The organism is Neobacillus drentensis (genome assembly GCF_036965645.1).
Taxonomy (GTDB): domain Bacteria; phylum Bacillota; class Bacilli; order Bacillales; family Cytobacillaceae; genus Neobacillus; species Neobacillus drentensis_D.
This window is the reverse complement of the sequence record NZ_JBALPZ010000022.1, coordinates 1-14,597: the sequence shown is the minus strand read 5'-3', so window position 1 is coordinate 14,597 and position 14,597 is coordinate 1. Positions and strand designations below refer to the sequence as shown.

Below are 14,597 nucleotides of genomic sequence, written 5' to 3'. Positions count from 1 at the left end.
AAAAAGGAGGTTACTTTATGAAGAATAAAAAATTGATGAGTTCTTTTAAAGGAGCGATTGCAGATATTAAGGACGGTTCAACTTTAATTGTTGGGGGTTTTGGGCTTTGTGGTATTCCCGAGTGCTCGATTCAGGCACTTAAAGAGCAAGAAACTAAAAATTTGACCGTTATCAGTAACAATTGCGGTGTTGATGATTGGGGGCTCGGCCTTTTGCTCGCAAACTGCCAAATTAAGAAAATGATTTCTTCTTATGTAGGAGAAAACAAAATTTTTGAACAACAGTATTTAAGTGGTGAATTGGAAGTTGAATTGACTCCGCAAGGTACGCTGGCAGAGCGGATTCGGGCTGGCGGAGCAGGAATCCCGGGATTTTATACAGCAACAGGTGTTGGTACTCCAATTGCTGAAGACAAAGAAACAAAAGAGTTTAACGGTAAAACCTATTTACTTGAAAAAGGCATAGTCGGTGATTTTGCTCTGGTAAAAGCTTGGAAAGCGGATACTTTAGGTAACCTCGTATACCGAAAAACATCCCGCAACTTCAATCCGCTTGCAGCCATGGCAGGAAAAATAACAATTGCCGAGGTGGAAGAAATTGTTGAACCAGGTGAGCTAGATCCTGATGAAATTCATACACCTGGAATTTATGTGCAGCGTTTGCTGCTTGGAACGAATTATCAAAAACGAATTGAACGCCGTACGGTTGTACAAGCATAATATTTGAATAGAATGGGGTGCCGAAATTGAAAGATATTCGTCTTAAAATTGTGAAAAGAGCTGTGAAGGAAATTGAAGACGGCATGAATGTAAATCTTGGTATTGGCATGCCGACCCTTGTTGCAAATGAAATTCCAGCAGATTTCAATGTTTTGCTCCAATCTGAGAATGGCTTACTTGGTATCGGTCCGTACCCGGTTGCCGGCAGTGAAGATCCCGATTTAATCAATGCCGGAAAAGAAACTGTTACGACCGTTCCAGGTTCTTCTTTCTTTGACAGTGCAGAATCATTTGCCATGATTCGCGGCGGTCATATTGATCTGGCCATTCTCGGGGGAATGGAAGTGTCTGAAAAAGGAGACTTGGCGAACTGGATGATTCCCGGAAAAATGGTGAAAGGCATGGGCGGTGCAATGGACCTTGTCAACGGGGCTAAAAGGGTGGTTGTCATTATGGAGCATGTTAATAAACAGGGAGAATCGAAATTAAAAAAAGTATGTTCCCTTCCTCTTACGGGCCAGCAGATTGTACATCGTTTAATAACGGATCTAGCAGTTTTTGATTTCACTCCGAACGGAATGGTACTTGTCGAAACGCTGGAAAATGCAACTGTTGAAGAAGTAAAAGAAAAAACAGAAGCGCAATTTACATTATCGGAAGAACTCTTAGTGAAGCGCTAAAATACACGAAGAGCATAACGATTAAACAAAAGCAGGTGAGTATGTTGAAGAATGAATACAAAGTAACAGTTCGCTGGGGAGATACGGATGCAGCTGGGATTGTGTTCTATCCTAATTTTTATAAATGGATGGATGAAGCGACACATGAATTATTTAAAACAATGGGCTTTCCAACAACTGATCTTTTTACGAACAAACAAATGAGTATTCCTTTACTGGAAACACATTGTCAGTTTAAATCTCCGTTATTTTTTGATGATGAGATTTGTATAACTACAACAGTAGAAATTGTTAAGAAGAAAGTGTTTAAGGTTAATCACCTTTTTACAAGGGGAGATCAAGAGATCGCAGAAGGATATGAACTGCGGGCTTGGGCCAGTTTTGAAAGTGGAGTGAAAGCCATTGAAATTCCAGAAGAAATAAAGCAAAAAATGGTGTGAATAAAGAATTCAACAGGCAAGTTTTGCAAAGCCGATTAAATAAAAGGGAGAACTGAGAAAAGAAAAACATTTCTTTCTCAGTTCTCCCTTTGGGTATCACTCTCCGCCGGTAACGCCGAGTGCTTCACCAGTAATTGCTGATGCTCCGTCTGAAGCTAAGAATAGAGCTGTAGCTGCAATTTCTGAAGGTTCAAGTAAACGTTTCATCCATTGAGCTCCTAAAATGTGGTGATTTAATGCTTCCTCGATCGTTGTTCCATCTTGTTCTGCTAGTTTTGGTAATTGTTTTTCGATTAATTCTGTACGTGTTGGGCCTGGTAAAATCGAATTTGCAGTGATACCATGTTGTGCATTTTCAAGGGCAACTACTCTTGTAAACATGATTTGACCAGATTTCGCTGCGCAATATGCCGCTTTGTAAGCATCAGGTCTTATGCCGTGACCAGATGAAATATTAATAATCCGTCCTTTATTCTGTTTCTTCATAGAAGGAAGGGCATATTTTGTTGTTAAAAAGGTCCCTTTTAAAATGACATTCATTACAAAATCCCACTTCTCTGCCGGAAATTCTTCAACAGGAGAAATATACTGAACTCCTGCATTGTTTACGAGAACGTCAACTGTTCCACGTTCTGTAATGACTTGTTCAACAGCAGTTTTCACACTTTCTTCGTCTGCTACATTTACTTGGTAGCCCTTGGCATTTCCTAATTTTTCTGCGGCGCTGGTTGAAGCTTCTTCATTTAAATCAAAGATGGCAACAAAGTCACCATTGTTTTTAAATGCTTCTGCAATGGCATAGCCAATTCCTTGAGCAGCTCCGGTTATGATAACTGTACGATTTTGTGTCATAAGTATTACTCCTTAGGATTTTAAAATTAGATTTTTTTTTAGACGTTTCGCTGTAAGTTTATCTTCAGGTTTAAGTCCGTAAAGATAACGACTACATCACAATTTAGTTTGCCAATACGAGCCTGCGATTCTCCAAGGAATGTTGGGATCCATTTTTTTCAACACGTTTCCATGTAAGTTTATCTTCAGGTTTAAGTCCGTTAAAGATAACAACTACATTCCCATCTAATTTAGCAATTCGTGGCTGAGCTTGATCAAGCCATGTTGGATTCATGCTGACGTCCATATGATGAGTTAATTCTTGTTTTTGTTCATTCACTTCAAAACGTCCTGAATAAGCCAGATAACCATGTGCTGCCGCTGCCATTTCTTCTTGTGTACCTGTGTGCAAGTCACCAGATTGATAAGCAGGACGACCTGCAGCCATGATTTGTGCAGACATATATCCATCAGGGTTATACATGATAAAACCTTTTGCATCTTTTCCTAATGGATATACTACATTTCCATCTTTATCTGTTGATTGGTAGGATACTAACGACCATGTACCAATCACTTGTTCTCGTAATGTTTTAGCCATTTTGCGTCCATCTCCTTGAAGTCGTTATTTCTATCAGTAAATTTTTAAGCGAGTGCATTTTCTGAATCAGTGATTCTTGCAGCTATCCTAGTAATCATAAATAATCTAACCATTTTGGCTGCACCTCTCGCACTTTTTTATTCAATCCATTCTCATGAGAGGTTGAATATTGTTTACTTGAATATTATAGTTTTTATTCATATATAATAAAAATATATATTTTAAATAAAATATATTTGTTAAACCTATAAAATAACATGTATATAGCAGAGAATAGGAAATACAATCCATCCTAAAGTTGTAATATTAAGGGTAGGACCTAGCTTTAATAAGCGAAGATTTATGTTCACAAAACATTCATATACTTGAGAATTATCATCTTGCTCAAAGTTTCGCAAAGTGGTACTCTGTAAATAGATCTTATATGTGATGGTTTTCACAATATACCAAGTATGCTGGAATTTTAGACCTTTTTTTGTATTAAAAAGGTCTGATGAAAGATTCCATCAGACTTCAAATGATCAATTATTCATTAATAAATAAGAATGGCTGCAATTAAGACTGCAATCAGTGCAAAGAAATTGGCACCGGTCATGGATATAAATTGATATTTAAAGCCATTTTTATGATTAAGTCCTGTTAATGCAAAAAAGGTTAATACAACACCACTATGCGGCATGACGGTGAAAGCAGATGATGCAATAGCCGCTACCCTATGAATCACTTCAGGGTTAATTCCCATAGCCAGATAATTTTTAGCGAAGGCCTCGAGAACAATTCCCAATGATCCTGAAGCAGAGCCGGTTATGGCGCCGAAAGCGGCAGAAGCAATCGATAAACTGATGAGTGGATTACCTGGGATGCCCAATATGATTTCAGAAATATATTTAAATCCAGGTGCCAATGTGATAACAACACCAAAAGCTACTGTTGAAGAAGTTAAAAAGACTGGCATGATTGAACTGCTGGCGCCTTCATTAATGACCCTTTTTTGACTTGGAATATATTTGTTAAAGAAAAACGCTGAGACAATAATGGAGACTGTTAAGGCGATTAAGATAATATTCGGTATTTTTAATATACTGCCGACAATAATAATGACAATGAGAAGTACAATTGGCAGGATACTCATGAAAAATGAAGGAACGTCTTTTTTTAATTCATTAGTCGTATCACTTACTTCAAAGTCAGCAAATGTTTCTCCGCTTGCAATACTTTTATTCAACATTGATTTCATATACCAAAGACCAAATGCAATCGCTACTACCGTACCAATTATTCCTAAAAGTGGTGCAGCGGTAAGGGTTGTACCGAGATAGGCTGTTGGAACAACGTTTTGAATAGAAGGAGTTGCAGGCAGCATTGTCATGGTAAAGGTACCTAGACCAAGCATAAATGGGATGGCAATTAAGTTCCATGCGATATTTAATTGTTTAAATAATGGTTTTGCAAGTGGGACAAGTACAAAGACAACGACAAATAAACTAAGTCCGCCATATGTTAAGATGGCAGTAATAACGAACAGTGCTACTAATATTGGAAATGGCTTATCTTTACCTGTCTTTTCCAAAATTTTTTCCGCGATCGATTGAGCAGCCCCGCTCACATCGACATACTTGGCTAAAATAGCTCCTAAAATGAATACTGCAAAGAATTTAATAATAAATCCTGCAAGACCCGTCATATAGGAATGCTTGTTGCCGATGATGAATGAAAAAAAGTCCATTTGGTTCGTTACTATTACGATTATTGAGGCAATTGGAGCAACTATTAAAATATTGAACCCTTTCATTGCTGCAATTATGATTACTGCAATTGCAAGAAATATTCCTATGACTTGAATAATCTCCATTTTATTTTCCCCCTAATATAGTTCATTCATATTACTTTCAATTCAATTCATTTTGGACAAAAAATGAAACTTCCTAATTTAACCAGCAGTGTAAGGGGACCCTTGTTCCAATTTGCTTGCTGCCTTCTACTTGCGTGATTATTATAGTGGTTATACTTGTATAAAAAAAATACATATTATAAATACAATATATTTAATAAACCTATAAGTGTGGAAAACGAAGGAGAAGGTATGGATAATAGACAAATTCAATACTTTACAGAAGTAGTAAAACAAGGGGGCTTTTCGAAAGCAGCCGAGCATTTGTATGTTTCTCAGCCTACAATTAGTAATGTAGTAAAAGATTTAGAAAAAGAATTAGGTATCCAATTATTGATTCGGACAACAAGAAAACTAGAATTGACGGATACTGGAAAATTACTTTACCGCTATGGTGAACGTATATCCCAATTATACCGGCATTTTTATCAAGAATTGGACGATATAAAAAACGCTAATAGTGGCACGATCAATATGGGAATCTTCTCTTCAGTTGGTACGGAGATTCTTACGGAAATGCTGGCAGCCTTCAATAAACAATATCCCAACATCACCATTCGTTTTGTGGAGGATGGGGAAAGCAATTTAAAAAATGCTTTATATAATGGAGAACTGGATTTGATTGTTCTCGAGGTTCCGATGAATGAACCCATTAATTATATTCCGTTTTTAAGAGGGGACCTTCGCCTGCTTGTTCATCATACCCATCATCTTGCAAACAAAGAAATGGTAACATGGGAGGAGTTAACGGATGAAAGGTTTATCATTTTTCATGAAGGGTTTGCCGTTCGCCGCTTTATTTTGGAAGAATGTGAAAAAATAGGTTTTAAACCAAACATTATTTGTGAGACGTCCCAGTGGAAATTCATTCTTGAGATGGTTGCTTCCAATCTAGGTATAAGTATCTTGCCTCAAAGTAATTTAACTCAATTAGATGTAGCGCACAAGGGGATAAACGTTTTGCCTATTATTGATCCAGAAGTCCATTGGCAAATTGGCATTGCCTGGAGGAAGGAGGGCTATATTTCTTATGCAACAAGAGAATGGATTCAATTTTTAAAAGGGCAATTAGAATAACAATTTTCAAATTGATTTGAAAAAACTTGTTATGGCTTTTTGACGACATAACGAATTTGTTCTTTTAAAAGTAGTATACTCAGATTTCTTCCCCCAATCGTGAAGCTTCCATATATTGACGCATATCAAATTGTTAATAAATACGAAAATTTGTTAATATCATTAAAAATTTTTTAATAAAACCAGATTGTAACTCCAATGTAACCAAAAACCGATAAAATAGAGCTATCTTATTTAGTGGAGAAGGAGCGATTATTCGGTGAGGTGGGAAATGGATTGGCTGGAGCATAGAGCAAGATTAACGCCTAGAAAGAATGCCATTATCGATGAGGAAACTAACAAAACCTGGACATTTTCAGAATTAAATGAGCGAGCATGTGCAACTGCAAACTGGCTTTATGCCCACGGCACTAGAAAAGGTGATCGGATCGCCTTATTATCGCCTAATCATATTAGCCATTTCGATTTATTATTTGCCTGCGGAAAAATAGGCGCCATTTTTGTACCTTTGAATTGGCGGCTATCACAGCATGAATTAAGAGAAATATTAGCGGACTGTACGCCTATTTTAATAGGAATCCATCAAATATTTGAAACACTTACACCAGCATTAACGCACGAGGGCTTAAGCTCCTTTTTAGTGGGAGAGGCGAGCTATGAAGGTATAGTCTCTTATCCTAATAATACTGTGACAAATGAGCAAATCGCGGAAACCGAAGCACTGGCAATGATTTATACGGGCGGAACCACCGGCAAATCAAAAGGTGTAGTATTAAGTCATCGTGCCATCCTCTGGAATGCAATTAACACGATTGTCAGTTGGAGTTTATCGATGGATGATACAACGATTACCTATTTGCCCATGTTTCATACCGGAGGATTAAATGCCTTGAGCATTCCGATTTTGATGAGCGGCGGAACCGTCGTATTAGGGGACAGTTTTTCTGGAGCAAAGGCGGTCGAATCTTTACGACGATATCGATGTACAATTGTTCTCCTCGTACCGACAATGTACCATACATTGATTCAAACGAAAGAGTTCGAAGAGTGCAGTTTCCCGGATATGAAGGTCTTTTTATCAGGAGCAGCCCCCTGCCCGCTCTTAATTTACGAAGCTTTTTATAAAAAAGGGTTAGCCTTTAAAGAAGGATATGGCTTAACAGAAGCAGGGCCGAATAATTTTTATATAAGCCCCGAAGATGCAAAGAACAAGCGAGGTTCGGTTGGGAAGCCAATGTTATTTAATTCGGTCAAATTGGTAAAAGCGGATGGTTGTGAGACAAAGGCAAACGAAGTTGGAGAAATAATAATCAAAGGAAAGCATTCATTTTCGTTTTATTGGAATCAAGAACAAGCTACGCAGGAAATGATGAAGAAGGGCTGGATTTATACCGGTGATTTAGCCAAGCGGGATGAAGATGGTTATTATTATATTGTCGGCCGGAAAAAGGATATGATTATAACGGGTGGAGAAAATGTGTATCCACTTGAGATAGAACATTGGCTTGCCGATCATCCTGCGATTAACGAAGCTGCCGTCATTGGACTCCCTGATGAAAAATGGGGTGAAATGGTAATTGCCTTTATCTCTCTAAAAAGCTCTTACACTATAGAGGACGAAGAATTAAGAAATTATTGTGAGTCTAAGTTAGGACGTTATAAAATTCCTAAACAATTTATTCGCTTAAAGGAACTGCCTAAAACCCACGTAGGGAAAATAGATAAAAACAAATTAAAGGAGATGGCTATAAACAAGGGGAGAGCATAAATTTCTTCCCTTGTTATTTTGTGTTCAAGATCGAATTCAGAAATTATACTAATTCAGCTGCCCCTTCAATAAATAATTTTGAGACAATCGATTGGGTTTTATTAATATTATAGACAAGATAAAAATATCGTTCGTCATCAAAGTTCTGAATGTTATACATCTTCAACATGTGATGGCGGGAATATTCACGCGCAGCTACTTCTGATATGATGGAGATGCCGACATTTTCAATAACCATCTGTATTAAACTCTGTCCGTCCTCAATATAGGAAACAATATTTAATTGGTCCTTGCCAATTTTATTTTTTTTCAAAAACCTTTCTAATAAAGCGTTCGTTCCTGAATCAGAATTCCTCATGATAAAAGGATATTGTAAGATTTCATTTATTTCTACTGGTTCGGTTATCCTGATTTCATTAGAGGTAACGAGGACTAGTTTTTCTTTTAATAATGGTATGTAGCGTAATTTATCGTCCTCGAATTTCTGGCCTAATAACCCTAAGTCAACTGAACCATTTAGGACTTTTTCGACAACATGTTTTGATGAAGACTGGTTGATATGAAAGATGACCTCAGGGTATTGCACTCTAAATTGTTTGATCATTTTCGGAACCATAAACTGTCCGGGAACAGAACTTGTAGCAATTCGAATCATACCTCGAAGTGAAGTCATTCCCTCCTTTAGATCGAGTAATGCCTGATCCTTTAAAAGTAGAAGTTGACGGGCCCAATGATATAACCGTTCCCCATGTGGAGTAAGGATACTTTCCCGGCCCACTCGATCAAATAATTTCACACCTAGCGTTTTCTCGAGTCCTTGTATATGTGAACTGACCGTTGATTGGCTTAAGAAGATATCTTCCGCTGCTTTGGAAAAACTTTTATGCTCAACTACTTTTGTAAATACATAGAGTTGGTGCAAATCCATTAAATCTTCTCCTTAAATTGATATAATCGATGGTTGATGATAGGTGTTCTAGATAAATAGTAGCTTACCATAAATACACATTTATAAGTGAAACTGGACCTATTAAATTTATATGAATACAAAAAGGAGTGATGGATCAACATCACTCCGCTGTATTAATTTAATATGGGGATTTTATGTGTTAGAGATAAATCAAGTATGGACGGCCACTTACCATAGCCGGACGCTGGATTAATATGACCAGCATTAGGTAAGACGACAGAAGGATGATCTAAATTTAAATAGTTTCCCGCATCCTCCATATTGCAATAAGGATCATTATTGGAGTGGATAAACAATATTTCCTCTGCTGTCCTTGATAAATGACTGCTATTTAAAGGTACAGGAAAAAAAGATGGTGCTTCCTTAAGTGTAATCGTTGGAGATGGCGGCGCAACTAGGATTACGCGCTTAGCTAACTTTTTGGTTGTAGCTGCTCCATAATGAAGCCAAAGGAGACTGCCTAGACTATGTGTGATCACAGTAAGTTCTGAATTGGCAGGTATCGTTTCCATCGCCTGATGTAATTCCTTTAACCAAACCGTAAGATTTGGTGCGTCAAAAGTTGAAAAGGTTGGATAACTCACTGGATAATTGTTTTCCGTTAAAGTGTCCGCTAGCCACGTCTGCCAATGGTCATGGCCGCTCCCGCCTAACCCATGAATAATAAGAAAATGTTGTTGACTCATCATACCCCTCCATTAAATTAAATATACATTATTCCGATTGATTAAGTTGGTATTTCTAAAAATTATAATATTTTTAAGCCAAAATTACAACAGATGATGGTTAATTAGTTTAAAAAAGGATGTATATTTGCAATTACCACGATAAACAATCAATATTAGTGAATAGGTAAATTAGAAAGTAGGGGTATTTGTTGTCAGATTTCTTATCGCTAGGTATATCTAAAGAGTTAACGGATCAATTACGCGCTTACGGTGTCGCGGTTCCCACACCGATTCAAAAACAGGCCATTCCATTGGTGATGAACGGGAAAGATGTAATTGCCCAGGCACAAACGGGAACAGGTAAAACCTTTGCCTTTATCTTGCCCATTCTTGAAAAAATAGACCGAAATGCTTTACATATACAAGCACTTATAGTTGCACCAACAAGGGAATTAGCCTTACAAATTACAGAGGAAATTGAGAAGTTAATAGAAAATATAAAAGGTTTAGCTGTATTAGCGGTCTATGGAGGCCAAGACGTTGATAAACAGTTAAAAAAATTAAAAAGAAATCCGCAAATTGTAGTGGGAACACCTGGACGTCTGTTAGACCATATTCGTAGAGAGACCGTACGCTTGGGTGAAACAAATTTCCTTGTATTAGATGAAGCAGACCAAATGCTCCACATTGGCTTTCTTAGCGAGGTAGAGGAAATTATACAGGAGACCCCAAATACTAGGCAAACCTTGTTGTTTTCAGCTACGATGCCGTCAGAAGTAAGAAAGTTAGCAGAAAAGCATATGCAGAGGCCTGAATATATTCAGATTGAAAAAAAGCAGGGTCCTGCTATAAGTGTAAAGCAAATGGCGGTTCATACTACCGACAGAGCAAAACAAGCATCACTCATTGATTTAATTGAAACCTATCGCCCTTTCTTAGCGGTTATTTTTTGCCGGACGAAACGCAGGGTCAGTAAATTGTACGATGCACTGAAGGCTCATGGCTTTTCATGTGATGAGTTACATGGAGACCTTTCTCAGTCTAAACGGGAACAGGTTATGAAACGCTTCAGGGAGGCAGAAATACAATTGCTGGTTGCAACGGATGTCGCGGCAAGAGGTCTGGATGTTGAGGGAATTACCCATGTCTTTAACTATGACATCCCTCAGGATGCTGAAAGTTATGTCCATCGAATCGGGCGGACAGGAAGAGCAGGTATGACCGGACTGGCAGTAACATTCTATTCCTCGGCTGACCGGCCTGCACTTGATCAAATTGAAAAAGAACTATCCATAACCATTCCAAAAAAAAATGATGGAAATGCCAGAAATGAAAAAGAGAATTCTGAAGTGGGCGTCGCGGCAAGACGTCGTAATCCATTGATAGAGAAACGCGGTCCAGGAAGAGAAAGGATGAATAGAGATCTAAAAGAACGTAATAGGGCTAAAAGCGAGAATGACAGAAAGTCAGAGGGATCAAGCAGGGGCCCTAAGAAGGAGACAGCTAAGAAACCAAGTGGAGTAAAGGATAGTCAAGGGAAACGGGCTAACTACTCTACTTTTAGCAAATCCACTCGAGGAAGCGGTAAACCGAAAGCAGCATCTAGAAGTAAAGGAAAGCGATAGAAAAAGAGAGGGACTGATCCATGATCAGTCCCTCTCCGTCTTAGCCTCGAATTCCAATTCCCGTATTGGATTTTACCAGCACTTCATCAAACTTTTTCACATCCGCTTGTTGTCTGGAGAAGATTGTTCCTAAATAGCCGGCAATAAATCCGAGCGGAATCGAAACAATCCCCGGAGTGGTGTATGGGAAAATAGGATTGCCAACAAAAATAGCTTTTCCAGCTTCAGGGCTGAAAACATTCGGGCTAATCAAAACTAATCCTATTGCTGAAATTAGTCCAATAACCATTGCCCAGACCGCACCAGTAGTATTAAACCGTTTCCAATATATAGTGTAAATTATGACCGGTAAGTTTGCACTAGCAGCCACGGCAAATGCAAGCGATACTAGGAAGGCTACATTTAGTGTTTGAGCCCCTAAAGCTAAAATAATGGAAATGACAGAAACACCGATTGCAGCCCAGCGAGCCATACTGACCTGCTGCTTTTCAGATGCGTGCCCCTTTCTTAAAATTTCATTATAGAAATCATGGGCAAAAGCAGATGCCGCGGTTAACACTAATCCTGCCACGACAGCAAGAATGGTTGCAAAGGCGACAGCGGAGATAAAAGCAAACAACATATTACCGCCAATCGCTTTGGCTAAAAGAGGTGCGGCCATATTGCCGGCAGGGTTAGCGGCGATAATTTCGGAATTTCCAACAAACGCTGCCGCACCGAAGCCGAGGAAAATAGTCATGACATAAAAGATTCCTATGATCCAAGTTGCATACACCACAGACGAACGGGCTGTTTTTGCATCTTTTACTGTAAAGAAACGGACGAGAATATGAGGCAGCCCGGCTGTACCGAGTACTAGCCCCATGTTTAATGAAATAGTATCAATACCGATTTTGTACTTAACCCCAGGATTTAGGAAGGATTCTTTTAAAGGTGTAGCTGTTTTCATTTGATCAAACATATCAGTGATACTCCAATTAAACTTCGCTAACACAATAATGGAGATTAAGAAAGTACCACCCATTAATAGTATGGCTTTAATAATCTGGACCCAGCTTGTTGCATGCATTCCGCCAAAGATAACATAAACGGTCATTAAAACCCCTACTATTAAAACGGAGGTTGTGTAGTTTAAACCTAATAATAATTTAATAAGTGCACCTGCTCCGACAAGTTGGGCAATCATATAAAAGATGGAAATCGCAACTGTATTCATCGCTGCAAACCCACGTATTTTTTTAGCATCAAAGCGGGCTGCAATCATATCTGCAAAAGTATATTTCCCAAGGTTCCTTAATGGTTCTGCTACCAAATAAAGCACGACTAAATAGGCAACTAGGAAACCAATGCTGTAAAAAAATCCATCAAACCCAGTTAAGGCCACTGCTCCGGCAATTCCTAGGAAGGATGCAGCTGACATATAATCTCCCGCAATCGCCATGCCATTTTGCCAGCCTGTTAATCCACCGCCTGCTGTGTAAAATTCGCTCGCATTCTTTGTTTTTTTAGAAGCGAAGTAGGTAATGATTAATGTTACGAAAACAATGCCAAGAAACATGATAAATGCAGGAGTATTCATTCGTTCTTTCCTCCTTCTTGGACCACTTCATTTGCTAATTCATCAAATTTAGCTGCTTTTTTTGAATAAAGCATACATAATCCCCAGGTCATAACGAATTGTAGAAATGCAAAAACCCAAGCCCAGGTAATACTTCCGATAAATTTATGATTTAGGATGGTTGAATAGGATGTGAGAATAGGCAGTGCAAAATAAAAGCAAAAGAAGAAGATCGTGATTGGAATAATAAACTTTTTCTTTTCGGAGAGTAATTTTTGAAATGCAGCTGAATGAACAATCGAAGTGTAATCGCTTTCAGAATTGATTTTTGTTTTCCGTGCCTCCAATGGGAAGCCCCCCTCTCTCATATACATATAAGCAAGACTCAGGGTGTAAATGGTATAACAATAAACGAAACTAGAGTAAAAAGTCCTCCCTTCTCAAAAAAACAGATTTTTCTTAAAATTACAACTTCATTTTTAATTATAGTAACAATAAAAATAAATAAGCAAGCGAAAGTATAAAAAATAGTAAATTTTTACTATTTTTGGAAAAGTATATTTAGTGCAAAATAAAAAAACTCTCTGCTTTCGCAAAGAGTTTACTAGTATGGAGACTATCGGGATCGAACCGACGACCTCTTGCATGCCATGCAAGCGCTCTCCCAGCTGAGCTAAGCCCCCGTATATATGGTACAAAAAAGATTATATCTCTCTTATAAAAATCTTGCAAGTGGAAATTGAAAGAATATGATATTTTTTATTTTAACTCTCAATTTCCACTTTTTTTACGCCATTTAATTCAGATACAGCAGCATAAACCTCTGTTGTTTTTTCTCGATAATCCACGGCAACAAGGATTTGGACTAGATGGTCTCCATTATCCAAATCTTTAATCCTTAGCCGGCGGATAATATATTTCTTGCCCATTAAAAAAGATATTGCTGGTTCAATTTGTTTCTGGTCCCGGATAAATAATTGAAGATTAATTTCTTTCTCCCTTAATTGCTTTGGACCAAATAGTTTCATTAAAAATGGAACCAATTCAACACTTATTATCAAAAGAGCTACACCAGCAAACGCCTCGATGTAAAATCCGGCTCCTACTGCAATACCAATACCTGCAGCCCCCCAAATCATCGCTGCAGTTGTTAAACCAGAGATACTGTCGTTTCCTCTTCTTAATATAACTCCGGCACCTAAAAAACCAATCCCCGAAACAATCTGTGCTGCCAATCTCAACGGATCCATCGTGATTTTCACATTATCTGAGTTTGGAAACATATATGCAGACTGAATGGAAACAATGGTAAGCAAACAACTCACCACTGAGATAACGAGACTTGTTTTAAGTCCTACCGGTTTCCTTTTAAGTTCCCGTTCAAGACCAATAATAAGTCCAAACACTGCAGAAATTCCTAGTTTAATTAATATATCCGCATCTGCCGTATTCATAAATGTTCACTTCCAATACTCAAGTTGTATTTTAATTTTAAACTATATAAGGGTATAAAGGGAAGAACTGAAAGTCCCGGCCATATGACCGTCTTGCTTATTCAATATTATTTAATTAGATTTAAAAATATTTAAAAATTGTATTGCAAACAATTATTTGTCATGATATATTAATACTCGTCCTTAACGAGACAGTCAAACGACGAAAAATAAATTTTAAAAGTTGTTGACATTAAGTTGAGAGATATGTTACATTAGTGAAGTCGCTTTTGAGCTATTCGAAAAATAAGTAAGTAAATTGTTCTTTGAAAACTA

Annotated in this window: 14 protein-coding genes and 1 tRNA gene; 6 read left to right on the top strand and 9 right to left on the bottom strand. The window is 37.9% G+C overall.

Annotated elements, in window-relative coordinates:
- Positions 1-17 precede the first annotated feature (17 nt).
- From V7266_RS03810 to V7266_RS03800, 3 genes are read left to right on the top strand one after another with little or no spacing between them, the layout of a single operon-like run.
- Complete coding sequence (locus V7266_RS03810; RefSeq protein WP_335465932.1) at positions 18-719, top strand: CoA transferase subunit A; 702 nt, start codon at positions 18-20, stop codon at positions 717-719.
- Between the two features lie 26 nt (positions 720-745).
- A complete protein-coding gene (locus V7266_RS03805) occupies positions 746-1,399 on the top strand; it encodes a 3-oxoacid CoA-transferase subunit B (RefSeq protein WP_335465930.1) in 654 nt (217 codons plus the stop codon).
- 41 nt (positions 1,400-1,440) lie between these two features.
- Positions 1,441-1,839, top strand: coding sequence for an acyl-CoA thioesterase (locus V7266_RS03800; protein WP_335465928.1), 399 nt, complete (start codon positions 1,441-1,443; stop codon positions 1,837-1,839).
- Positions 1,840-1,935: 96 nt separating this feature from the next.
- Here V7266_RS03800 and V7266_RS03795 read toward each other — a convergent pair whose 3' ends face one another.
- The 3 genes from V7266_RS03795 to V7266_RS03785 all read right to left on the bottom strand — a co-directional run bounded on the left by V7266_RS03795 (position 1,936) and on the right by V7266_RS03785 (position 5,123).
- Positions 1,936-2,691, bottom strand: coding sequence for a 3-hydroxybutyrate dehydrogenase (locus V7266_RS03795; protein ID WP_335465926.1), 756 nt, complete (start codon positions 2,689-2,691; stop codon positions 1,936-1,938).
- A 103-nt stretch (positions 2,692-2,794) separates the two neighbouring features.
- Positions 2,795-3,271 carry a lipocalin-like domain-containing protein gene (locus V7266_RS03790; RefSeq protein ID WP_335465925.1) on the bottom strand — a complete coding sequence of 159 codons (477 nt, stop codon included), beginning with the start codon at positions 3,269-3,271 and terminating at the stop codon, positions 2,795-2,797.
- 532 nt (positions 3,272-3,803) lie between these two features.
- Entirely contained in the window at positions 3,804-5,123 is a 1,320-nt protein-coding gene (locus tag V7266_RS03785) for a GntP family permease (RefSeq protein ID WP_335465923.1), read from the bottom strand.
- Positions 5,124-5,354: 231 nt separating this feature from the next.
- Between V7266_RS03785 and V7266_RS03780 the strand changes: the two genes are divergently transcribed.
- Together V7266_RS03780 and V7266_RS03775 are read left to right on the top strand one after the other, a co-directional pair.
- Complete coding sequence (locus V7266_RS03780) at positions 5,355-6,239, top strand: LysR family transcriptional regulator (RefSeq protein WP_335465921.1); 885 nt, start codon at positions 5,355-5,357, stop codon at positions 6,237-6,239.
- Between the two features lie 259 nt (positions 6,240-6,498).
- Entirely contained in the window at positions 6,499-8,007 is a 1,509-nt protein-coding gene (locus V7266_RS03775; RefSeq protein WP_335465919.1) for a class I adenylate-forming enzyme family protein, read from the top strand.
- A 43-nt stretch (positions 8,008-8,050) separates the two neighbouring features.
- Here the strand turns inward: V7266_RS03775 and V7266_RS03770 are convergent, their stop codons facing one another.
- Positions 8,051-8,935, bottom strand: a complete 885-nt coding sequence (locus V7266_RS03770) for a selenium metabolism-associated LysR family transcriptional regulator (RefSeq protein WP_335465917.1) — start codon at positions 8,933-8,935, stop codon at positions 8,051-8,053.
- A gap of 155 nt (positions 8,936-9,090) precedes the next feature.
- On the bottom strand, positions 9,091-9,663 hold the full coding sequence (locus V7266_RS03765; protein WP_335465916.1) for an RBBP9/YdeN family alpha/beta hydrolase: 573 nt from the start codon (positions 9,661-9,663) through the stop codon (positions 9,091-9,093).
- A 191-nt stretch (positions 9,664-9,854) separates the two neighbouring features.
- Here V7266_RS03765 and V7266_RS03760 point away from each other — a divergent pair, with 191 nt between their 5' ends.
- Positions 9,855-11,270, top strand: a complete 1,416-nt coding sequence (locus V7266_RS03760; protein WP_335465915.1) for a DEAD/DEAH box helicase — start codon at positions 9,855-9,857, stop codon at positions 11,268-11,270.
- Between the two features lie 40 nt (positions 11,271-11,310).
- On the opposite strand, the gene V7266_RS03755 is transcribed toward V7266_RS03760, so the two are convergent.
- From V7266_RS03755 to V7266_RS03740, 4 genes are all read right to left on the bottom strand, one after another.
- The gene (locus tag V7266_RS03755; RefSeq protein ID WP_335465914.1) at positions 11,311-12,849 is read right to left on the bottom strand and encodes a solute symporter family protein; all 1,539 of its coding nucleotides are present in this window, start codon (positions 12,847-12,849) and stop codon (positions 11,311-11,313) included.
- On the bottom strand, positions 12,846-13,196 hold the full coding sequence (locus V7266_RS03750) for a DUF485 domain-containing protein (RefSeq protein ID WP_420491317.1): 351 nt from the start codon (positions 13,194-13,196) through the stop codon (positions 12,846-12,848). The genes V7266_RS03755 and V7266_RS03750 overlap by 4 nt, the downstream gene beginning before the upstream one ends.
- A 242-nt stretch (positions 13,197-13,438) precedes the next feature.
- Positions 13,439-13,511, bottom strand: a tRNA-Ala gene (locus V7266_RS03745).
- 81 nt (positions 13,512-13,592) lie between these two features.
- The gene (locus V7266_RS03740; protein WP_098533527.1) at positions 13,593-14,282 is read right to left on the bottom strand and encodes an MgtC/SapB family protein; all 690 of its coding nucleotides are present in this window, start codon (positions 14,280-14,282) and stop codon (positions 13,593-13,595) included.
- Positions 14,283-14,597 lie beyond the last annotated feature (315 nt).